Source organism: Streptomyces sp. ICBB 8177 (assembly GCF_003144095.1).
Classification (GTDB): domain Bacteria; phylum Actinomycetota; class Actinomycetes; order Streptomycetales; family Streptomycetaceae; genus Streptantibioticus_D.
Genome location: NZ_NSKH01000018.1, coordinates 1609932 through 1630411 on the forward strand (window position 1 = coordinate 1609932; position 20480 = coordinate 1630411).

General features: G+C 74.8%; 22 protein-coding genes. 12 read left to right on the plus strand and 10 right to left on the minus strand.

Features of this window, described 5'->3' with window-relative positions; all coding sequences use genetic code 11:
• Positions 1 to 100: 100 nt before the first annotated feature.
• From CK485_RS15705 to CK485_RS15715, 3 genes are all read right to left on the minus strand, one after another.
• Entirely contained in the window at positions 101 to 334 is a 234-nt protein-coding gene (locus CK485_RS15705) for a hypothetical protein (protein ID WP_109451062.1), read from the minus strand.
• Complete coding sequence (locus CK485_RS15710) at positions 331 to 1569, minus strand: inorganic phosphate transporter (RefSeq protein WP_109451066.1); 1239 nt, start codon at positions 1567 to 1569, stop codon at positions 331 to 333. Before CK485_RS15710 ends, CK485_RS15705 begins: the two co-directional genes overlap by 4 nt.
• Positions 1570 to 1758: 189 nt before the next feature.
• Positions 1759 to 3150 (minus strand): FAD-dependent oxidoreductase, encoded by a 1392-nt coding sequence (locus CK485_RS15715; protein ID WP_109451068.1) that lies wholly within the window; start codon positions 3148 to 3150, stop codon positions 1759 to 1761.
• A 156-nt stretch (positions 3151 to 3306) separates the two neighbouring features.
• On the opposite strand from CK485_RS15715, the gene CK485_RS15720 reads away from it, so the two are divergent.
• The 6 genes from CK485_RS15720 (at position 3307) to CK485_RS15745 (ending at position 10342) form a co-directional block, all read left to right on the plus strand.
• A complete protein-coding gene (locus CK485_RS15720) occupies positions 3307 to 3990 on the plus strand; it encodes a class II aldolase/adducin family protein (protein ID WP_241968361.1) in 684 nt (227 codons plus the stop codon).
• Positions 3991 to 4071: 81 nt separating this feature from the next.
• Positions 4072 to 5190 carry an alpha/beta fold hydrolase gene (locus CK485_RS15725; RefSeq protein ID WP_109451076.1) on the plus strand — a complete coding sequence of 373 codons (1119 nt, stop codon included), beginning with the start codon at positions 4072 to 4074 and terminating at the stop codon, positions 5188 to 5190.
• 133 nt (positions 5191 to 5323) lie between these two features.
• Positions 5324 to 6688 carry a hypothetical protein gene (locus CK485_RS15730; RefSeq protein ID WP_199239362.1) on the plus strand — a complete coding sequence of 455 codons (1365 nt, stop codon included), beginning with the start codon at positions 5324 to 5326 and terminating at the stop codon, positions 6686 to 6688.
• Between the two features lie 187 nt (positions 6689 to 6875).
• Positions 6876 to 8474 carry an ABC-F family ATP-binding cassette domain-containing protein gene (locus CK485_RS15735; RefSeq protein WP_109451081.1) on the plus strand — a complete coding sequence of 533 codons (1599 nt, stop codon included), beginning with the start codon at positions 6876 to 6878 and terminating at the stop codon, positions 8472 to 8474.
• A 448-nt stretch (positions 8475 to 8922) separates the two neighbouring features.
• Positions 8923 to 9144, plus strand: coding sequence for a helix-turn-helix domain-containing protein (locus CK485_RS15740; protein WP_241968362.1), 222 nt, complete (start codon positions 8923 to 8925; stop codon positions 9142 to 9144).
• Positions 9145 to 9529: 385 nt separating this feature from the next.
• Entirely contained in the window at positions 9530 to 10342 is an 813-nt protein-coding gene (locus CK485_RS15745; protein WP_109451083.1) for an enoyl-CoA hydratase/isomerase family protein, read from the plus strand.
• Positions 10343 to 10377: 35 nt separating this feature from the next.
• Here the strand turns inward: CK485_RS15745 and CK485_RS15750 are convergent, their stop codons facing one another.
• Complete coding sequence (locus tag CK485_RS15750; RefSeq protein ID WP_109451085.1) at positions 10378 to 11106, minus strand: hypothetical protein; 729 nt, start codon at positions 11104 to 11106, stop codon at positions 10378 to 10380.
• A 181-nt stretch (positions 11107 to 11287) separates the two neighbouring features.
• Between CK485_RS15750 and CK485_RS15755 the strand changes: the two genes are divergently transcribed.
• From CK485_RS15755 to amaP, 5 genes are read left to right on the plus strand one after another with little or no spacing between them, the layout of a single operon-like run.
• Positions 11288 to 11788, plus strand: a complete 501-nt coding sequence (locus CK485_RS15755) for an Asp23/Gls24 family envelope stress response protein (RefSeq protein WP_109451088.1) — start codon at positions 11288 to 11290, stop codon at positions 11786 to 11788.
• A gap of 28 nt (positions 11789 to 11816) precedes the next feature.
• On the plus strand, positions 11817 to 12035 hold the full coding sequence (locus tag CK485_RS15760) for a hypothetical protein (protein ID WP_109451092.1): 219 nt from the start codon (positions 11817 to 11819) through the stop codon (positions 12033 to 12035).
• The gene (locus CK485_RS15765; protein WP_109451095.1) at positions 12032 to 12430 is read left to right on the plus strand and encodes an Asp23/Gls24 family protein; all 399 of its coding nucleotides are present in this window, start codon (positions 12032 to 12034) and stop codon (positions 12428 to 12430) included. The genes CK485_RS15760 and CK485_RS15765 overlap by 4 nt, the downstream gene beginning before the upstream one ends.
• Complete coding sequence (locus CK485_RS15770) at positions 12427 to 13029, plus strand: DUF6286 domain-containing protein (protein WP_109451098.1); 603 nt, start codon at positions 12427 to 12429, stop codon at positions 13027 to 13029. The genes CK485_RS15765 and CK485_RS15770 overlap by 4 nt, the downstream gene beginning before the upstream one ends.
• A gap of 7 nt (positions 13030 to 13036) precedes the next feature.
• The gene (gene amaP, locus CK485_RS15775) at positions 13037 to 13633 is read left to right on the plus strand and encodes an alkaline shock response membrane anchor protein AmaP (protein WP_109451100.1); all 597 of its coding nucleotides are present in this window, start codon (positions 13037 to 13039) and stop codon (positions 13631 to 13633) included.
• A 29-nt stretch (positions 13634 to 13662) separates the two neighbouring features.
• Here amaP and CK485_RS15780 read toward each other — a convergent pair whose 3' ends face one another.
• The 5 genes from CK485_RS15780 to CK485_RS15800 all read right to left on the minus strand — a co-directional run bounded on the left by CK485_RS15780 (position 13663) and on the right by CK485_RS15800 (position 18838).
• Positions 13663 to 14427: an SDR family oxidoreductase gene (locus tag CK485_RS15780; protein WP_109451102.1), complete on the minus strand. Its 765-nt coding sequence runs from the start codon at positions 14425 to 14427 to the stop codon at positions 13663 to 13665.
• A 3-nt stretch (positions 14428 to 14430) separates the two neighbouring features.
• Positions 14431 to 16305: a glycoside hydrolase family 15 protein gene (locus CK485_RS15785; protein WP_109451105.1), complete on the minus strand. Its 1875-nt coding sequence runs from the start codon at positions 16303 to 16305 to the stop codon at positions 14431 to 14433.
• Between the two features lie 96 nt (positions 16306 to 16401).
• Positions 16402 to 17370: an SURF1 family protein gene (locus tag CK485_RS15790; protein WP_109451108.1), complete on the minus strand. Its 969-nt coding sequence runs from the start codon at positions 17368 to 17370 to the stop codon at positions 16402 to 16404.
• 94 nt (positions 17371 to 17464) lie between these two features.
• Positions 17465 to 17713, minus strand: coding sequence for a hypothetical protein (locus CK485_RS15795; protein WP_109451111.1), 249 nt, complete (start codon positions 17711 to 17713; stop codon positions 17465 to 17467).
• Positions 17714 to 17833: 120 nt separating this feature from the next.
• Entirely contained in the window at positions 17834 to 18838 is a 1005-nt protein-coding gene (locus tag CK485_RS15800; protein WP_109451114.1) for a DEDDh family exonuclease, read from the minus strand.
• Between the two features lie 339 nt (positions 18839 to 19177).
• Between CK485_RS15800 and CK485_RS15805 the strand changes: the two genes are divergently transcribed.
• Entirely contained in the window at positions 19178 to 20221 is a 1044-nt protein-coding gene (locus CK485_RS15805) for a zinc-dependent alcohol dehydrogenase family protein (protein WP_109451116.1), read from the plus strand.
• A gap of 30 nt (positions 20222 to 20251) precedes the next feature.
• Here CK485_RS15805 and CK485_RS15810 read toward each other — a convergent pair whose 3' ends face one another.
• Positions 20252 to 20476, minus strand: a complete 225-nt coding sequence (locus tag CK485_RS15810; protein ID WP_109451119.1) for a hypothetical protein — start codon at positions 20474 to 20476, stop codon at positions 20252 to 20254.
• Positions 20477 to 20480: the final 4 nt, after the last annotated feature.

The window sequence follows — 20480 nt, forward strand, 5'->3', positions numbered from 1 at the left end:
AGTGTGCGCAGGCCCACACGCGGCACGGCACCCGGCACGACAACAGACCGCCCCGGCACTCCCACGTGGGGGAGCACCGGGGCGGCCCCGGACGCGGGCCTCAGCCCGCGATCAGCCAGATCCCGTACACGACGGCCATGGCGCACGCCGCGAAGCAGGCGTACGCGCCGACGCGCACCAGCGGCCCGCGGCCACCGCCGCCCCGCTCCTCGGCGGTCGCGGCGGCCCGGTCGCCCAGGCCCACGATGCCGAGGGTGAACAGCCCCACCAGGGCGACCGTCACCGCGATGCTCACGCCGAAGACCGAGCCCAGCGCTCCCCAGTCGATGCTCACAGCGCCGCCTTCCGGGTCACGGGCGCCGCCTGCGCGGGCGGCGGGATGGTCGCCGACAGTTCACCGCTGAACGCGTCGAACGCGCCCGGCCCGGCGACGGCGGCAGCGCCGGACGCGGAACCGCCCACCGGCGCCACGTCGTTGACGTTGGTGTGGTCGACGCGGTTGCGCTGCGCGAGCACGTAGGCCCCGGCGCACACCAGCAGGCCCAGCACGCCGACCAGGCCGACGCCCCACGTGCCCTGGTCGGCCACGGCCGTCGCGCCCGCGGCGACCAGGCCTGCGGCGGGCAGCGTGATCAGCCAGGACAGCCCCATCCGGCCCGCGGTGCCCCAGCGCACCACCGCGCCCTTGCGGCCCACGCCCGAACCCAGCACCGCGCCGGAGACCACGTGGGTGGTGGACAGCGCGAAGCCGAGGTGGGAGGAGGCCAGGATGACGGTGGCGGCACCGGACTGCGCGGCGAAGCCCTGCTGCGGCTGGACGTCCGTCAGGCCCTTGCCCAGGGTGCGGATGATCCGCCAGCCGCCGATGTAGGTGCCCAGCGCCATCGCGGTGCCGGCGGACAGGATCACCCACACCGGCGGGTTGGAGCCGGGGGCGATGAGGCCGCCGGTGATCAGCGCGAGGGTGATGACGCCCATGGTCTTCTGGGCGTCGTTGGTGCCGTGCGCCAGGGAGACCAGGCCCGCGGAGGCGATCTGCCCGGCGCGGTAGCCCTTGCGGGTCGACTCCGGATCGGCGTTCCGGCCGATCCGGTACGTCAGCCGGGTGGCCAGCGCGGCGGCGGCCCCGGCGACCAGCGGTGAGGCGACCGCGGGGATCAGGACCTTCATCACGACCGCCTCGCCGTGCACGCCGTGCGCGCCGACGGCGACCAGCGTGGCGCCGATCAGGCCGCCGAACAGCGCGTGCGAGGAGCTGGAGGGCAGGCCCGCGAGCCAGGTCACCAGGTTCCACACGATGGCGCCGACCAGACCCGCGAAGATCACTTCCGGCCTGATGCCGGACTTCTCGTCGATGATGCCGCCGGAGATCGTCTTGGCGACCTGGACGGACAGGAAGGCGCCGGCCAGGTTGAGCACCGCCGACATGGCCACGGCCAGTCTGGGTGACATCGCGCCGGTCGAGATCGTGGTCGCCATGGCGTTGGCGGTGTCGTGGAACCCGTTCGTGAAGTCGAACGCGAGGGCGGTGACGATCACGACTCCGATGAGCAGCGTGAGGTGTTCCATTCACCCGGACAATCGTTTGAACGATCAGAGACGCGGCGACCGTACGGACCCATGGTGAACGGGAGGTGAACTGGCCGCGACCTCCGGGTGCGAGGGGTCGGGAACCGGCCGCACGACCCTCGCGGACCCGCCTGCCCCGGGCCTCGCGGACCGCCGGGTGTGATGCGTCACTCCCGCCGGGGCGCCCGCTCAGGCCCTGCCCGACACCCGGTCCGCCGCCCGCGCCACCGGGTCCGTCCGGGCGCTGTAGGTGTCCAGTTCGCGGCGGTCGGCCAGGCGGTACGCGGCGTACAGGCCGTGGACGCCCAGCCAGCGCAGCGGCTCCGGCTCCCAGCGCCGCACCCGGTGGCCCACCCACGGCAGCGCCGTCAGCTCCGTCGGCCCGGCCTGCCCGGAGTCCAGTCGCACCAGGTCCCGCAGCGTGCGTGCCGCCAGGTTGGCGGTCGCCACGCCGCTGCCCACGTAGCCGCCGGCCCAGCCGAGGCCCGTCGCCCGGTCCAGCTCGACACTGGCGCACCAGTCGCGCGGCACGCCCAGCACCCCCGACCAGGCGTGGTCGATCGCCACGCCCGCGGTCGCCGGGAAGAACCGCACCAGGATCTCCCGCAGCGCCTCGACGGTGGCCGCCTGCGTGCGCCCGTCGTTGTCGGTGCGCGAGCCGAAGCGGTACGGCACCCCGCGCCCGCCCAGCGCGATCCGGTCGTCGGCGGTGCGCTGCGCGTACATGTAGGCGTGCGCCATGTCGCCCAGCGTCTCGCGGCCCTGCCAGCCGATGGTCTCCCAGACCTCCTTCGGCAGCGGCTCGGTGGCGATCATGGAGGAGTTCATCGGCAGCCAGGACCGCTTCTGGCCCTTCAGCGCCGCCGTGAACCCCTCGGTGCAGCGCAGCACGTACGGCGCCCGCACCGTCCCGTACGGCGTGACCGCGTGCTTGGGCCGGATCTCGGTGACCGGGGTCGACTCGTGGATCACCACCCCCAGTTCCTCCACCGCCCGGGCCAGCCCCTGCACCAGCTTCACCGGGTGGATCCGTGCGCCGTGCGGGGTCCAGGAGCCGCCGACCGTGCCCGCCACCCGGATCCGCTCGGCCGTCTCGCGCGCCCCCAGCAGCAGCCGGTCGCTCTCCCCGAACGCCGCCTCCGCCTCGTGGAACGCCTTCAGCCTGCCCAACTGCGCCGGTGTGTAGGCGACTTCGAGCACCCCGCCCTTGTGGACATCGGCGTCGACGCCCTCTTCCTCCGTGACCCGGATCACCTCGTCCACGGTGTCGTTCATCGCCCGCTGGAGGGCGACCGCCGCCTCGTGGCCGTGCAGCTTCGCGTAGCGGTCGCGGCCCGCGATGCCGTTGTAGAGCCAGCCGCCGTTGCGCCCGGATGCGCCGTAACCGCAGAACTTCCGCTCCAGCACGGTGATCCGCAGGAACGGCACCGCCTTCTTCAGGTAGTACGCCGTCCACAGCCCGGTGTAGCCGCCGCCGACCACGCACACGTCGGCCGTCGTGTCCCCGGGCAGCGGCTCGCGCGGCACGGGGATGCCGGTGTCCGCGTACCAGAAGGAGATGCCGCCGTTGACGGTCGTCATGGGATGCCCCTGCGTCGAGTCGCGACCGGTGCGCGCACCGGTGAAGCTGCTGGTGGGCGGGACGTTACTGCCCTGCCGCGGGCCCGGCAACGGTCAACCTGTCAGGATCCGGCGCCGATCCGGACACCGCCGCAGGGGGCGGCTAGAGTGCGGCGGGTGACGGACGAGACGCCGGACGCAGCGGGCTCGCGCGACGAGGAGGCCGAGCTGCGCCGCACCTGGGACGAACTGGTGAGGACCGCCCGGCGGACCACCGAGGACGGGCTGGTGGCCGGCACCTCCGGCAACGTCTCCGCCCGGGTCGGCGACCTGGTCCTGGTCACCCCGACCGGCGTCCCCTACGACCGGCTCGGCCCGGACGACCTGCTCGCCGTCGACCTGGACGGCCGGACCCGCGCCGGCCGGCTGCGCCCCACCAGCGAACTGCCGCTCCACCTGGCGGTCTACCGCGCCACCGGCGCCCGCGCCGTCGTGCACACCCACGCCCCGCACGCCACCGCCGTCTCCACCCTCGTCACCGAACTGCCCGCCGTCCACTACATGTGCGCCGCGCTCGGCGGGCCGGTCCGGGTCGCCGAGTACGCCACGTACGGCACCGAAGAGCTGGCCCGCGCGGTGCTGACCGCGCTGCGCGACCGCACCGGGTGCCTGATGCGCAACCACGGCACCCTGGTGCACGCCTCCACCCTGCGCCGCGCCTTCGACGACACCGCGCAGTTGGAGTGGATGTGCCGCGTCTGGCTGCTGGCCTCCGCCGCGGGCACGCCCGCGCTGCTGCCGCCAGGGGAGATCGACCGCGTCGCCGAGCGGCTGCGCGGCTACGGCCAGCCCGGGGCCTGACCGGGCCCCGCCGCGCCGTCCGCTCACCCGGCCGGGCCCGCCCACTGGTGTCCGCGGCCCGCGTCGCCGACACTGGGAGGGATGCGCATCCGTGTAGCGGCCACCGTCGCCGCATCGTGTGTGGGTGCCGGCGCGGCCGCGGTGGCGGCGGGCCGGTACGCGTCGGGCCTCGCGCTCAGGCCGCGCCCCGACGTCTCGCTCGACGGCTCCGGCGAGAGCCTCACCGTCCACGAGGTCACCGGCGACCGCGTCACCCTCACCCGCTCCCTCGCCTCGGCCCGCCCCGGACTGCTGGGGCTGACCGGCGCCCACTGCCACGCGGCCGTCGGCGACGTCCTGGCCACCTCGCCCGACAGCGTCACCCGCCGCCTGGAGCGCGTGCAGTACGGCACCCTGGAGCCCGGGGCGCGGGTGCGGCTGACCCCGCAGGTGTACGCGGTCGACCCCCGCGAGGCGCTGGGGCTGGAGTACTCCGACGACCGCGTGGAGGGCGAACTCGGGCCGCTGCCCGCGTGGTTCGTCCCCGGCGCCCGCGCCACCTGGGTGATCGCCGTGCACGGCCTGGGCACCACCAGGGAGCACCCGATGGCCGTGCTTCCCCTGCTGTACCGGCTCAAGTTCCCCGTGCTGCACGTCAGCTACCGCAACGACCCCGGCGCCCCCAAGTCGCCCGACGGCATCGGGCACCTCGGCGACACCGAATGGCGCGACGTGGACGCCGCCGTCCGGCACGCCGTGCGCTACGGGGCCGAGCACGTCGTCCTCTACGGCTGGTCGACCGGCGCCTCGATGGCGCTGCGGGTCGCCGACCACTCCCCGCTGCGCGAGAAGGTCAGCGGCCTGGTGCTGGACTCGCCGGTGCTCGACTGGCAGGCGGTGGTCCGCGCGGTGGCCCGCGACCGCGGCATGCCGCAGGCGCTGCTGCCGCTCGCCACCCGGGCCGCCGCGGGCCGCACCGGACTGCACGCCGAGCGGCTCACCGGCTCCGCCGACCCGGCCCGGCTGCGCCTGCCGGTCCTCCTCGCGCACGGTCCGGGCGACACCGTCTCGCCGTACCGCGCCAGCCTGGAGTTCGCCCGGCGCCGGCCGGATCTGGTCACCCTGCACACCGTGCCCGGCGCCGGGCACCAGGAGATGTGGAACGTCGCGCCGGAGGGGTACGAGGAGGCGCTGCGGCGCTTCCTCACCCCGCTGATGTGAGGCCGACGCGGGCGCGCCCCCGGTCGGCGGTACCGCCCGCGCGGCGAAGCGGAGCGCGTCGGGCGGTCCCGCGGCACGCGACCGGACGCACGCTCGTTTGGGAATCCGGGGGCTCACCCGTAAAACTTCTCCCGTGACGTCCCGTTCCCAGCGTGACACCAGGCTCCGGTTGGTCGACCAAAAGCCGATCGCGGCTGTGCGCAGGGCCGCGTCGGCCCGCCGCACCGGGCCGCCCCGCCCGCCCGAGGGCACCCCCGGGTCCGCCGAACTCGCCGCCAGGGCGCGGGCGGTGCTCGCCGACGCGGTCCGTCTCGCCCGCTGGGCCGACGGCCGCGTCCGGCACCCCGCTGCGAACGGCGCCCTGCCCGCCGAGTTGCTCCAACAGGCCGCCGCCGCAACAAAGCTGACGGAGGATCAGGCCAGGGCGGCGTGGGACAGAGCACGGCTGGCCGGACTGGTCGAGCTGTACGACGGCATCGCCCGTCCCGGGTGGCGGCTGCGTGCCTGGGACCGCGACGACACCGCCGCGCTGCGCGGCTGGGTCGCCCTCTTCGACGCCTGGTCGCTGTGCCACCTCGCGCCCGCCGACGCCGACCCCTCGCTCGTCGCCGAGGTAATCGAGGCCGCCCCGCAACTGCTGTCGCTGCTCCACCTGTCCTCCGGCCCGGTGGCCGTGCCGGTGCTGCTGGACCTGCTGCGCCAGCGCGTCGCGGAACTGCGCACCGAACGCCACGAGCCGCCCGCCGACGACCGCGCGGGCACCGCCGACCCGCTGGCCGGGCTGCTGGGGTGGACGCTGGACGCGCTGGTCGCCGTCGGCGCGCTGCGGCCCAGGGCGGACGAGGGGGCCGACGTGGCACTGACCGCGCTGGGCAACTGGGCGGTGTGGGTCAAGCTGGAGCAGATCTGCGTGGCCGCCCAGGGGCCGGCGGGCCACATCGAGCAGTCCGCCGAGGACCTGCTGCGTGCCTGCGCCCAGTACTCGCCCGGCCCTGCCCGCGTCGAGTACAAGGCGTGGCTGGCCGCCCGCCCGGTCCGCGCGGCCGTCGGCGAACTCCTGGAGGTGGCCCGCGGTGACGACCCGCTGCTGCGCGGGCTGGCCTTCGAGGCCCTGCGCACGGTGGGCGCGCCCGCCGAGCCCGCGGTCCGCTCGGTGACCGGGGAACCGGTCCTGCGGCCGTACGCGCTGCTGTGGCTCGCCGAACAGCAGGGCAGCGACCCGGACGAGCAGGCCGCGCTGCTGACCCGCGAGGAGGCCACCTGGCTGTGGGTGGACACCGCCGCCGCGGTCGCCGACCACGGCGAGAGCCATCTGCTCGTCGGCCACCTGGAGACCGCCGTGCAGGACTCGCTGCCCAGCCTGCTGGACGAGGTGCGCGCCACCGGCCACCCGCGCACCGTCCAGGTCCTGGTGGCGCTGGCCTCCGCGCACCCCGACCCGGCGCTGGCCAAGGCCGTGCGGCGGGCGGCCTTCGAGGTGCACCGCGGCGGCGAGTGAGGGGCGCCGGGCCCGGGCCGTACGGCCCCTGCGCGGGGAAAAGGGTTTGCCGGGCCCCGGTAGACTGCATCCCATGGCAGTACTTCTCACGGATTAGACGGCGGCGAAGCGGGCCGGGCCCGCACACTCCGCGCCTCGCGCGCACCCCCTTCCAGTCCGCCGTCCACCATGCCCTGGAGTCCCTTCCGTGATCACCGCCACCGGCCTCGAGCTGCGCGCCGGCGCCCGTGTCCTCCTCGAATCCGCCTCGTTCCGCATCGCCAAGGGCGACCGCATCGGCCTGGTCGGCCGCAACGGCGCCGGCAAGACCACGCTCACCAAGGTCCTCGCGGGCGAGGGCCAGCCCGCCGCCGGATCCGTCACCCGCTCCGGCGAGATCGGCTACCTGCCGCAGGACCCGCGCACCGGCGACCTCGACACCATCGCCCGCGACCGCATCCTGTCCGCCCGCGAACTCGACACCGTGCTGCGCAAGATGCGGGAGAACGAGGAGCGGATGGCCACCGGCAAGGGTGCCACCCGCGACAACGCGATGAAGAAGTACGCCCGCCTGGAGACCGAGTTCCTCACCAAGGGCGGCTACGCGGCCGAGGCCGAGGCGGCCACCATCGCCGCCGCGCTCGGTCTGCCCGACCGGGTGCTCGGCCAGCCGCTGCACACCCTCTCCGGCGGTCAGCGCCGCCGGGTGGAACTGGCCCGCATCCTGTTCTCCGACGCCGACACGCTGCTGCTGGACGAGCCGACCAACCACCTGGACGCCGACTCCATCCTCTGGCTGCGCGACTACCTCAAGACCTACAACGGCGGCTTCGTGGTCATCTCCCACGACGTCAACCTCGTCGAGACGGTCGTCAACAAGGTCTTCTACCTGGACGCCAACCGCTCGGTCATCGACATCTACAACATGGGCTGGAAGCTGTACCAGGCCCAGCGCGAGGCCGACGAGAAGCGCCGCAAGCGGGAGCGGGCCAACGCCGAGAAGAAGGCCGCCGCGCTCAACTCCCAGGCCGACAAGATGCGCGCCAAGGCCACCAAGACCGTCGCCGCGCAGAACATGGCCCGCCGCGCCGAGAAGCTGCTCGCGGGGCTGGAAGAGGTGCGGCAGTCCGACAAGGTCGCCAAGCTGCGCTTCCCCGACCCGGCGCCGTGCGGCAAGACCCCGCTGATGGCCTCGGGACTGTCCAAGTCGTACGGCTCGCTGGAGATCTTCACCGACGTGGACCTGGCCATCGACCGGGGCTCCCGGGTGGTCATCCTGGGTCTCAACGGCGCGGGCAAGACCACCCTGCTGCGGCTGCTGGCGGGCGTCGAGCAGCCCGACACCGGCAAGGTCGAGCCGGGCCACGGCCTCAAGCTGGGCTACTACGCGCAGGAGCACGAGACGCTCGACCCGGACCGCACGGTCCTGGAGAACATGCGCTCGGCCGCCCCGGACATGGACCTGGTCGAGATCCGCAAGATCCTCGGCTCGTTCCTGTTCTCCGGTGACGACGTGGACAAGCCCGCGGGCGTGCTCTCCGGCGGCGAGAAGACCCGGCTGGCGCTCGCCACGCTCGTGGTCTCCAGCGCCAACGTGCTGCTGCTCGACGAGCCCACCAACAACCTCGACCCGGCCAGCCGCGAGGAGATCCTCGGCGCGCTGCACACCTTCACCGGCGCGGTCGTGCTGGTCACCCACGACGAGGGCGCGGTGGACGCGCTCCAGCCGGAGCGGATCATCCTGCTGCCGGACGGAGTGGAGGACCTGTGGGGCGAGGATTACGCGGACCTGGTCGCCCTGGCCTGACGCACCGCTCCGACCGCTCCCGCCGGCCTGTGGCCCGGCCCCCGGAACCCGTAGTGGCGCCGGGGGCCGGGCCACAGGACGGCGGGAGCGATGGGCCGGTCCGTCAGCCTGATGGATCATTCGGCCGACGGTTGATCCGTCATCTGCGTGAGCCGGGCTGGTACCCGGGTTGACGCGGGAGTGATTGTCGTCAAGTCGACTCACCGATCAGTGCCGACCGGCCCTGGCGGTCCTTACTCACCGTGATGACCAGCGCTTTCGCGAACACCCGGACAGAGTCGCAGAAACGTCACAGCACGAAAACCGGGCGCGCGGTGTGCTTCGCCCCGCACCCCCGCTTCCGCACGCCGCCGATGTTGTTTCACAGGTCTTGTCGAATGGGTGGCCAGGAAGCACGGTAGGGGTGATCATGAGAGTCACAGAGCGCACTTCCCTGGAGGAGGCACGGGTGGCCGAGACTCTGAAGAAGGGCAGCCGGGTGACCGGCTCCGCGCGCGAGAAGCTCGCGGCTGACCTCAAGAAGAAGTACGACTCCGGTGCGAGTATCCGGGCGCTGGCCGAGGAGACCGGCCGTTCCTACGGATTCGTCCACCGGATGCTCAGCGAGTCCGGCGTGACTCTGCGCGGTCGCGGCGGAGCGACACGGGGCAAGAAGGCGGCATCGGTCTGACCTGATCCCACCGGGCCCGGCGGCCCTCGCCCGCCGGAGCGGAACGCGACACGCACGGCACGAGTGCCGTCGCGCACGGAAGGTGTGCGCGCGGACGCCCCCGCGTCGGGTACGCCCCGGCGCCGGGGCACGTCGGCCTCGTGGGTGCCCGTCCGATACGCCGTCGTCCGCCCCGGCGTGGACGCGATGCCCCGTGCCGCCGTGTGCGTGTGACGCATGCCCGTGGCCGCACCCCGACGGGCCGGGCTGCCGCCAGGTGCGTGGGCGCCCGCGCACACGGCGGCAGCCCGGACGGGCACCCGGCCGGACGCCGTGGCGGCCGGGTGGTTACTGTTCGGTTCATTACCGACCGGTAATCCCGCCTGTGCCCGCCCGGAGGTGCCCGATGTCCGACCCCACCACCGCCACGTCCACCGGACCGCTGCTCGACCGGGACGGGGTGCGGCTCACCGTCGAGGACGGCGCGGTCGCCACCATCACCCTGTGCAACCCGGCCAAGCGCAACGCCCAGTCGCCCGCGCTGTGGCGGGCCCTGACCGAGGCGGGCCGCCTGCTGCCGGGCGACGTGCGGATCGTGGTGCTGCGCGGCGAGGGCGTCTCGTTCTCCGCCGGGCTCGACCGGCAGGCGTTCACGCCCGAGGGCTTCGACGGCGAGCCGTCCTTCCTGGACATGGCCCGCGGCCCCGAGGCGGAACTCGACGCGACGATCGCCGAGTACCAGGAGGCGTTCACCTGGTGGCGGCGGAACGACGTCATCAGCGTCGCGGCCGTCCAGGGCCACGCCATCGGTGCCGGATTCCAGCTCGCCCTCGCCTGCGACCTGCGGGTCTGCGCGGACGACGTGCAGTTCGCGATGCGCGAGACCAGCCTCGGCCTGGTGCCCGACCTGGCCGGGACCAAGCCGCTGACCGACCTGGTCGGCTACGCCCGCGCGCTGGAGATCTGCGCCACCGGCCGCTTCGTGCGCGCGCAGGAGGCCGAGCGCACCGGCCTGGCCAACCTCGTCGTCCCCGCCGCCGACCTCGACGCCGCCGTGCGCGACCTCACCGCCGCCCTGCTCGCCGCCCCGCGCGACGCCGTCGTGGAGACCAAGGCGCTGCTGCGCGAGGCTCCCACGCGCACGTACGAGGAGCAGCGCGTCGCCGAACGCGCCGCGCAGGGCCGCAGGCTGCGGGACCTGGCGGGCCTGGGGGAGTAGCCCGAGCAGCCCGGCCGCCGCCCCGGCCCACTCGATCAGGCCCGCACGTCCGTGATCACGACCGCGGTCGCCGTCCCGCCGAGGGCGGCGGCCGCGCCGCGCACCGCCCTCGCCACGTCCAGCGCGCGGTGGCCCCCGCGTACGACGACCTCCACCCGGGCCGGGTCCGCCGAGGCACGTGGGGCCGAGGCGACGGCGGCGACACCGGGGAGCGCGAGCAGGGCGGCGCGCAGCGGATCGCGGTCCCCGCGCGGCGGCACCGGCGCACCCGTGCCCGGCGCGACGACCGCCTCGGGCGCTTCGGCCTCCCCGCCCGCCGCGTCCCCCTCGTCCGTCTCGTCCTCCAGCAGCTCCTCGATCCGCAGGTCGATCGCCGCGACGGCCAGACCGACGTCCCGTCGGGCGCTCTCGGCCAGGGTCTCGCGGACCATCGCGGCCGTGTGCGGCAACGGCCGCGCCCAGGTCGCCGCGAACGCCGCCTCGATCCGCAGCGGCCCCGGTGGCAGCCCGCCCGGCGGCGGCGGGGGAGCGGGCGGGGGAGCGGGAACGGAACCGGGGCCGGGATCGCCCGGCGCGGGCCATTCCACCAGCCCGATCCGCACGTCCCCCGGCACCACGCCCGGCAGGTCCGCGAGCGCCGCGCGCAGCACCCGTACCGCCGCCCGCTCCGCGATCCACGCCGCGTCCGCCGCGTCGCCCAGCGGCAGCAGCCTGCCGAGGCCGATCCGCTCGCGCACCGCGCCGCCCGGGCCGTCCGTGGCCATCGTCGCCTCCCTCGTCCGCTCCCGCCCGACCTCCCCATCCTGCCCCCGCGGCGCCGGCCGGACCGCGCCATCACCTGGTCGGGGGCGCCGGTCCCGCTAACCCGGCGCGGAGCCGGGTAGGCGTGCATAGGCTGGGTGGGACGCCTGAGCACGGCCGGACCGACCGGAAGGACGACTGGCGATGACCGAGCCCGCGCACCGGGAGCAGCTCGAAGGCTTCAACGTGGACGACCACGGCAGGACGCCGGGCGGTGCCGTGGGCTCCGTGGACCTCGGCGACCCGGCGCTGCGTGGCCGTACCACCATCGCCGACGGCGTGGTCGAGAAGATCGCCGGCCTCGCCGCCCGCGACGTGGTCGGCGTGCACACCCTCGGCACCGGCTTCGCCCGCACCCTCGGCGCCGTGCGCGACCGGGTGCCCGGCGGCTCCAGGGCCCCGGTCCGGGGGGTGAAGGCGGAGGTCGGCGAGATCCAGACGGCCGTCGACATCGACATCGTGGTGGACTACGGCCTGTCCATCGCCGACGTGGCCCGCGCCGTCAGGGAGAACGTCGTCGCCGCCGTCGAGCGGATGACCGGCCTGGAGGTCGTCGAGGTCAACGTGGCCGTCGCCGACGTGAAGCTGCCCGACGAGACCGACGACGACGGGGACGACGGGTACGACCGGCGGCGCCGTCAGTGACCGGGACACCGAGGACGGGGAGCACAGGATGAGTACAGCCCTGGTGGGCATGGTCGCCGGGATGGCGCTGGGATTCGCCGGGTACTTCGGCGGCTTCCCCGCCTTCCTGCTGGTCGCCGCGCTGGGCGCGGTGGGCTTCGTGGTCGGCCGGTTCCTGGACGGCGACCTAGAGCCGGGTGGCTTCTTCCGGTCCCGCGACTTCCGCTCCCGGGACCACCGCTCCCGCGACCGCGACGGGCTGCGGTGACCGCCGGGCTGCCGCTCGGCCGGCTGCCCGCGGCCGAGCGGGGGGCCACCCGCGTCGCGGACCGGGTGGTCGCCAAGATCGCCGCACAGGCGGCGCGGGAGGCGCTGGCCGGGGCGCCGCGCGCCGACCTCGTGCCGCCCGGCCGGCGGCCGCAGGCGATGGTCACGGTGGTCCCCGCCGAACTGCGGGCCCGCGGCCGTGGACTGGCCCGGGTGCGGCTGGCCGTCGAACTCGGCTACCCGGCCGACATCCGCGGTGTCTGCGCCGAGGTGCGCGGGCGGGTCGCGGACCGCGTCGGTGAACTGGTGGACATGGACGTCCCGGAGGTCTCCGTGGAGGTCGACCGCCTCCACTCGGCGGCCACGACCCGCAGAGAGCGGGGGAGGGTGCGGTGAGCGCTCCGGAGGAGACCTCGGCGGCCGGTGCCACCGCGTACGAGGCGGCGCGGCCGGCCCGGGCCCGGCGCATCTGGTCGGCCCGCAGGATCCCGGCCGCCGTCACGGCCGCGCTGGCGCTCGCGGTCACCGGCCCGCTGCTGTACGACGTGGCCTCGGTACGCGCCGGGCGGCACGCGTCGGCCTGGCGGGTGCGGCTCGCCGGGCAGCTGTCCACCCGGCAGCTGCGCGACCAGTGGGTGCTGATCGGGGCGGGCGCCGCCGCGCTGCTGGGGCTGTGGCTGCTCGTGCTCGCGCTGACCCCGGGCGCGCGTGCGGTGCTGCGTATGCGGCAGGTCGCCGCTCCGGTACGCGCCGGGCTGGACCGGGCCGCGGCGGCCGGGGTGGTGCGGCAGCGGGTGCTGTCGGTGCCGGGCGTGTTCGCGGCGCGGGCCACGGTGACCCGGCGGCGGATCAAGGTCAGGGCGCACTCCCACTTCCGTGAGCCGGACGAGGTGCGGGGCGACGTCGAGGCGGCACTCGCGGAGACGGTGGACGGCCTCGGCCTGGCGCGCCCGCCGCGCGTGACGCTGTCGCTGCGCCGGGCCGGACGGAGGTGAGCGGGGAATGCGGACAACGGCGAACCGCACGCTGCTGAGCCTGACCGGGCTGGTCCTGCTGGCCGTCGGCGTCGCGGTACTGGTCCCCGGACTCGACCTGCCGCACCGCTGGGGCTTCACCCTGCCGTCCTGGTGGCCGTACCGCGGACCGCACTCGGTGCTGCTCAGCCACCACGCCCGCACCCGCTACCGCGGCCGTTCCTGGTGGTGGCCCACCGTCATCGCGGTGCTGTCGGTGCTGGTGGTGGTCGCGCTGTGGTGGCTGGCGGCGCAGGCCCGCACCCGCAGGCTGCACCGGATCACCCTCCAGGAGGCGGCGGAGGGCGACGTGGTGCTGGACGGGCGGGCGCTGGCCGAGGCGCTGGCCGCCGACGCCGAGGAACTGCCCGCAGTGGCCCGCGCCCGCTTCACCCTCACCGGCCGTCGCACCGCCCCGGTGGCCCGGGCGACGCTGCTGGTCGAGCCGGGGGCGGTGCCGGTGGACGTAGTGCGGGACCTCGACGCGGTCGTGCTGGCCCGGGCACGTGAGAGCGCGGGTCTCGACGCACTGGCCGCCGAGGCACGGCTGCGGGCCGGGGCAGAGCGCGGCGGACGGCTCGGATAGCCTCACCCCGCCCAGAGAGTGACGCCGCGTCAGAGGCTGCGCCGGGCGCCGCCGTCCACCGTCAGCGTCGTGCCCGTCACGTACGACGCGGCGGGCGAGAGCAGGAACGCCGCCGCCCTGCCGAACTCCTCGGGCGTCCCGTAGCGGCGCAACGGGATCGCGGCCGCCGCCCGGTCGCGCACGACCCGCGGGTCGTCGCCGCGCAGCGCGTCCAGCTCCCGCACCCGGTCGGTGTCCATCCGTCCGGGCAGCAGGCCCACGACCCGGACGCCGCGCGGCCCGAGTTCGTCGGCCAGCGTCTTCGCCACGCCCGCGAGACCTGGACGCAGTCCGTTGGAGACGGCGAGGCCGGCGATCGGCTCGTGCACGGAAGCCGACAGCACGAAGCCGATCACGCCGCCCTCACCCAGACGCCGCGCGGCCGTCCTGGCCAGCCGGACCGCGCCGAGGAAGACCGACTCGAAGGCGTCGCGCCACTGCTCGTCGCCGATGGCGGTGACCGGCCCGGCCGGCGGGCCGCCCACGCTCACCAGCAGTCCGTCGAAGCGCCCGAACCGCTCGACGGCCGCCGCCACCAGACGATCGGGGGTGGCCGGATCGGCGTTGTCCGCGGCGACACCCGACGCCCGCTCGCTGCCGCCGAGTTCGGCGACGGCCGCGTCGACCGAGGCCTCGTCCCGGCCGCTGACCACCACCCTGGCGCCGTCCGCGACCAGTTCGCGCGCGGTCGCCAGCCCGAGGCCGCGGGTGCCGCCGGTGACCACGTAGACCCTGCCGTCCAGGCCGAGGTCCATGCCCTACGCCTCCTTGCCCGCGTTCTTGCCGCCGCCGTGGTGCTTCTTGCCGCCGTGCGCCGGACGCCGGGCCAGGTCGTGGCCGCCGTTCTCCGCGCGGGTCAGCCGCAGGGCGGTGTTGACCAGGCCGATGTGGCTGAACGCCTGCGGATAGTTGCCCATTTGGCGGCCCGCCACCGGGTCCCACTCCTCCGCCAGCAGGCCCACGTCGTTGCGCAGGGACAGCAGCCGTTCGAACAGCTCGCGGGCGTCCTTGAGCCGTCCGATCGCGGCCAGCGCGTCCGCCAGCCAGAACGAGCAGGCCAGGAAGGCGCCCTCGTCGCCCGGCAGCCCGTCCACCGCCTCGGCGGCGTCCTTGCCGGTGGAGTACCGCCGCACGAAACCGCCGTGGTCCAGCTCGTCGCGCACCGCGTCGACCGTCCCTATCACCCGCGGATCGCTCGCCGGGAGGAAGCCGACCTGCGGGATCAGCAGGGTCGCCGCGTCCAGTTCGGTGGAGCCGTAGGACTGGGTGAAGGTGTTGCGCTCCGGGTCGTAGCCCTTCTCGCACACCTCGCGGTGCACCTCGTCGCGCATCGCCCGCCACCGGTCGACGTCGCCGCGCAGATGGGGGAAGGCCTCGACGGTGCGCACCGCGCGGTCGGCGGCCACCCACGCCATGACCTTGGAGTGGGTGAAGTGCTGCCGGGGCCCGCGGATCTCCCACAACCCCTCGTCCGGGTCACGCCAGTTGGACTCCAGGAAGTCCATCAGCGAGCGCTGGAGGTTCCAGGCGTGCTTCTTGTGCGGAAGCCCCGCGGCGGACGCCAGGTGCAGCGAGTCCATGACCTCGCCGTAGACGTCCAGTTGGAGCTGGTTGACGGCCGCGTTGCCGATGCGCACCGGCGCGGAGCCCTCGTAGCCGGACAGCCACGGCACCTCCGACTCCGGCAGCCTCCGCTCGCCCGCGATGCCGTACATGATCTGGAGATCCGCCGGGTCGCCCGCGACCGCGCGCAGCAGCCAGTCGCGCCACGCGGCGGCCTCCTCCAGGTAGCCGCTCTCCACCAGCGCGCCCAGCGTCAGCGTCGAGTCGCGCAGCCAGCAGAAGCGGTAGTCCCAGTTGCGCACCCCGCCGATCTCCTCCGGCAGCGAGGTGGTGGCCGCCGCGACGATGCCGCCGGTGGGCGCGTAGGTGAGCGCCTTGAGCGTTATCAGCGACCGCAGCACGGCGTCCCGCCACGGACCCTCGTACCGGCAGCGGTCGGCCCACTTCCGCCAGTCCTCGAGGCTCTGCTCCAGCGCCCGGAACGGGTCGACCAGCTTGGGGTGCGGCTCGTGCGACGGGTGCCAGGACAGCACGAACGCGACCCGCTCGCCCGCGCCCACCGCGAACTCGGAGTGGGTCGTGAAGTCCTTGCCGTACGTACGCACCTCGGGGGTGCTGCGGAACCACACCGAGTCCGGGCCCGCGACGGCCACCCGGGTGTGGTCGGTGCGGCGCATCCACGGCACCACGTTGCCGTAGTCGAAGCGCAGCCGCAGCCTGCCGTGCATCCGGACGGTGCCCGAGACGCCCTCCACGATGCGGACCACGTCCGGGCTGTGGTCGCGCTGCGGCATGAAGTCGATCACCTTGACGGTGCCGGACGGGGTCTCCCAGAACGTCTCCAGCACCAGGCTGTCGCCCCGGTAGGCGCGGCGGGTGCAGTACGTGCCGTGGCCGCCGGCGGGCGCGATCCGCCAGTGCCCGTTGTCGTGGTCGCCGAGGAGGGCGGCGAAGCAGGCGGCGGAGTCGAACCGGGGCAGGCACAGCCAGTCGATCGAGCCGTCCCTGCCGACCAGCGCGGCGGTCTGCAGGTCGCCGATCACCGCGTAGTCCTCGATACGTCCCGTCACGGCGCCGCCTTCCTCGCAGATGTCCGACCGCGTGAGTCCCGAAGGATACTTGCCGCGACCGCCGTGACGTGGCGGACCGGCGACCGCGCGGACGGCTTACTCGGTGTCCGGCGCGGCGGCGCGCTCCGCGGCGGCCGGGACTCCCGCGGCGGCCGTCTGGGGCTCCTTGCCGGCGGCGCCGGTGCCGCTCTCGACGGAGGCGTCGGTGGTGCCGGTGCCGCCGTCGTCGGCCTGGGTGTCGTCGCCGGTGGGCGGGTCGTCGCCGCCGGCCGCCTCGGCCCGGGCCCTGTCACGCTTGGCCACCTGGTCGCGGTGCTCACGGCGTACCAGGATGATCCACCCCACCGGCACCATCACCACGAACAGCCACCACTGCCAGGCGTACGCCAGGTGCGGCGGGCTGTAGCCGCCGTCGGTGTCACCGGGGGTCGGGGGCGGCACCTGCTGCGGCTGGCCCGCGGGCGGCGCCGGGGAGGTGTGCGTGACCTCGACGTAGCCGTGCAGCAGCGGCTCGGAGAGCTGGCCGCGCAGCTTGTCGCTGTTGATCAGCATGATCTGCCGGGGCGGCAGGCCCGGCTTGTCCTGGATGCTGGTGCTCGCCGTGGTCTCGTCCGGCCGGATGCGCCCGGTGATCGTCACCTGGCCCTTCGGCGTCGCCGGGACCGTGGGGAAGCTGGTCGGGTCCTCCTGCGAGGCGATCCAGCCACGGTTGACCAGCACGGCCTTCCCGTCGTTCAGGATCAGCGGGGTGACCAGGTAGAAGCCGATGGTGGAGTCGTCGGCCGAGGTGCGGTGCCGCACGACCACCTGGTGCGCCGGGTCGTAGTGCCCGGTGGCGGTGACCGTGCGGAAGTTGTCGTCCGCAGGGACCTTCGCGCCCGGGGAGGTCAGCTTCTCCACCGGCACGGAGGGCGCGGCGAGGCTGTGGGCGATCAGGCTGTTGTCGGCGTTCTCCCGCTCGTGGCGGTGCATCTGCCAGATGCCCAGCTCCACCATGACGGGCATCAGGACGAGGCCGACGAGGGTGAGGATCACCCATTGCCTGGTCAACAGGAAGCGGTACACCCCATGACGGTACAACTCGGTCCCCGCGCGGTTTCAGCGAGGGTCGCCGAGCCGCGTCCGTCCTGCTCGCGTCCCCGTACCGAGGGGAGCGGGCTCACGCGGGCAGCGCGCCCACCCGGTCCACGATGCCGTCGGCGCCCTCCGCCTTGGCGCAGTGGCCGCAGCAGAACCACCGGCCGTTCGCCTCGACTCCGTGGCCGACGATCTGCACCCGGCAGTGCTCGCAGATCGGCGCCATGCGGTGGATCGCGCACTCGAAGCAGTCGAAGACGTGCACCGCGCCCTGCGCGTGCACCTCGAAGCTCATGCCGTAGTCGTTTCCGCAGACCTCGCAACGTGCCATGGCGCCAGGGTGCGGGCGGCGCCGGGCGGTGACAAAGGGGTGCCGGGCGGGTCGCCGCGACTTCCGCCCGTACGGCCTACCGGCGCCGTCCGCCTCGGGCGCGTTCCGCCGGCCGCGTGGTCAGCCGCACTCGCCGTCGCGCGGCTCCGGCACCGAGGGGGCGCGCTCGACGGCCACCAGCAGTTCGCGGAAGCGCGCCTCGTCCACCACCGGCGTGCCGAACCGGCGGGCGCTGACCACCTTGCCGGTCGCGGAGTCCGGGTCGTTGGTCACCAGCAGGCTGGTCAGCCGGGAGACGCTGGACGCCACGTGCAGCCCGGCCTCCGTCGCCCGGTCCTCCAGCAGTTCGCGGTCGACTCCGGTGTCGCCGGAGAACGCCACCCGCATCCCCTGCACCAGCGGCCCGCCCGGCTCCAGCCGCCCCGGGTTGGGGAACGGGCAGGGCGGACGCCTGCGGTGGTTGCGCCAACTCGTCGGCGCGTACCCGGCGGAACGCAACGGGCCCCCGGACGGCGACCACTCGGTGAGCGGACGGCAGGCGTGCAGCGGCAGCCGCATCCCGGCGGCGGCCGCCAGGTAGAGCGTGGGCCGGAACGCCTCGGCCAGCACCCGGGCGTCGTCCAGCGCGTGGTGCGCCCGGCGCTGTACGACGCCGTAGTGCGCGGCGAGCGTCTCCAGCTTGTGGTTGGCCAGCGGCAGCCGCAGTTCCTTGGAGAGCACGATGGTGCACAGCCGGTGCTCCACCGGGACCGAGCGCTCCGCCCTGGCGAACTCGCGGGCCAGCATCGACCAGTCGAACACCGCGTTGTGCGCGACCAGCACCCGGCCGGACAGCCGCTCCGCCAACTGCTCGGCCACCTCGGCGAACAGCGGCGCGTCGGCGAGCGCGTCACTGGTGAGCCCGTGGATCCACACCGGCCCCGGGTCGCGCTGCGGGTTGACCGGCGAGTACCAGTGGTCCTGGACGTCGCCGCGCGCGTCGAGCCGGTAGACCGCCGCGGACACTATGCGGTCGTCGCGGCCGAGGCCGGTGGTCTCCACGTCCACCACCGCGTACCCGTCCGGGTAGGCGGTCGGCCACGAGGAGGGCGGAAGCGGCGGTGGCTCGGTGCGATCGTCCAGCATGGCCCTGAGAATACGGGCACCCACTGACAGTCCCGTACCGACCGGACCCGTTCCCGGCCCGCCTGACGCGGCTCCACCGGGCCGTCCGCACAAGGAGTTTGAGGGGCTTTCGGCCCGGTTTGCGTCCGATCCGTCCAGCTTGCCGGACTTCGCCGGCGCACGGGACGGGCGGTCGGCGACGCCCGCCGGCGGCCGCGAGCTGACGTGGCGTCAAGCGGCAATGTGGCCGGTGCGACACCGGCGGGCCGGAACATCCGGGACGCCGCGCATGTTGACGCACTCCGGCCGGGCCCCCGCGACCGGCCGCACCGCGAGACCCCCCAACGGCAAGGAACCACCATGCGCGCGACCGTCATCCAGGCCCCCCACGACATCCAGGTACGCCAGGTGCCGGACCCGGTGATCCAGCGGCCCGGCGACGCGGTCGTACGGGTGCTGCGCGCCTGCGTCTGCGGCAGCGACCTGTGGGCCTACCGCGGCGAGGCGGCGCGGGAGCCGGGGCAGCGCATCGGCCACGAGTTCCTCGGCGTGATCGAGGAGACCGGCTCCGAGGTGTCCGGCTTCTCCCGCGGTGACCTGGTCGTCGCGCCGTTCGTCTGGTCCGACGGGGTGTGCGCGTACTGCAAGGAGGGGCTGACCACCTCCTGCCCGCACGGCGGCTTCTGGGGGACGCCGGGCTCGGACGGCGGCCAGGGCGAGTACGTGCGGGTGCCGTTCGCCGACGCCACGCTGATCGGCCTGCCCGCGGAAGCGGCCGGCGACGACCACCTGCTGGCCGGTCTGCTCACCCTCTCCGACGTGCTCGGCACCGGCCACCACGCCGCCCTGGGCGCGGGCGTGCGGCCCGGCGCGACGGTCGCGGTGGTCGGCGACGGTGCCGTGGGGCTGTGCGGCGTGCTGGCCGCCAAGCGGCTCGGCGCCGAGCGGATCATCGCGCTCGGCCGCCACCGGGCCCGCACCGACCTGGCCCGGACCTTCGGTGCGACCGACGTGGTCGCGGAACGCGGTGAGGCGGCCGTGGCGGCGGTGCGGGAGCTGACCGGAGGCGAGGGCGCGCACGCCGTCATCGAGGCGGTCGGCACCGAGCAGTCGATGCGCACGGCGGTCGCCATCACCCGCGACGGCGGGGCCATCGGCTACGTGGGCGTGCCGCACGGCAGCGGCACCGGCCTGGACCTCGGCGAGATGTTCGACCGCAACATCGCGCTGCGCGGCGGCGTGGCGCCGGTGCGCACCTACATCCCGCAGCTGCTGCCGGACGTGCTCAGCGGCGCCATCGACCCGGCGCCGGTCTTCGACCTCCAGGTCGAGCTGGACGCGGTGCCGGACGGCTACCGCGCGATGGACGAGCGCACGGCGCTGAAGGTCCTGATCACGCCGTGAGGCCGGCGGCGGCCCCGGGGAGTGCCCCCGTCAGGCCCCGCGGTCACGGGTGTCGTCGCGCAGCGCGCCCCAGGACAGCAGCGGCAGCGTGACCTCGGGCCCGTACCACCGGCCGGGCGCCGCGCTCGCACCGCGCGGCGCCCGCCGGGCCGGGTCCGGCGGGCGGGCCGGCTCCGGCACGGGACAGGGCAGCCGCACGGCTCCGTACGGACGCTTGCCCGGGGCCGGTGGCGGGGAGGTCTGCGACGCGCTCACGCCC

Bases quoted from the DNA above. Each gene is read 5' to 3' on its own strand.
- CK485_RS15710 (WP_109451066.1), bottom strand. From the start codon at position 1,569: ATGGAACACCTCACGCTGCTCATCGGAGTCGTGATCGTCACCGCCCTC.
- CK485_RS15715 (WP_109451068.1), bottom strand. From the start codon at position 3,150: ATGACGACCGTCAACGGCGGCATCTCCTTCTGGTACGCGGACACCGGC.
- CK485_RS15725 (WP_109451076.1), top strand. From the start codon at position 4,072: ATGCGCATCCGTGTAGCGGCCACCGTCGCCGCATCGTGTGTGGGTGCC.
- CK485_RS15745 (WP_109451083.1), top strand. From the start codon at position 9,530: ATGTCCGACCCCACCACCGCCACGTCCACCGGACCGCTGCTCGACCGG.
- CK485_RS15750 (WP_109451085.1), bottom strand. From the start codon at position 11,106: ATGGCCACGGACGGCCCGGGCGGCGCGGTGCGCGAGCGGATCGGCCTC.
- CK485_RS15755 (WP_109451088.1), top strand. From the start codon at position 11,288: ATGACCGAGCCCGCGCACCGGGAGCAGCTCGAAGGCTTCAACGTGGAC.
- CK485_RS15760 (WP_109451092.1), top strand. From the start codon at position 11,817: ATGAGTACAGCCCTGGTGGGCATGGTCGCCGGGATGGCGCTGGGATTC.
- amaP (WP_109451100.1), top strand. From the start codon at position 13,037: ATGCGGACAACGGCGAACCGCACGCTGCTGAGCCTGACCGGGCTGGTC.
- CK485_RS15780 (WP_109451102.1), bottom strand. From the start codon at position 14,427: ATGGACCTCGGCCTGGACGGCAGGGTCTACGTGGTCACCGGCGGCACC.
- CK485_RS15795 (WP_109451111.1), bottom strand. From the start codon at position 17,713: ATGGCACGTTGCGAGGTCTGCGGAAACGACTACGGCATGAGCTTCGAG.
- CK485_RS15800 (WP_109451114.1), bottom strand. From the start codon at position 18,838: ATGCTGGACGATCGCACCGAGCCACCGCCGCTTCCGCCCTCCTCGTGG.
- CK485_RS15805 (WP_109451116.1), top strand. From the start codon at position 19,178: ATGCGCGCGACCGTCATCCAGGCCCCCCACGACATCCAGGTACGCCAG.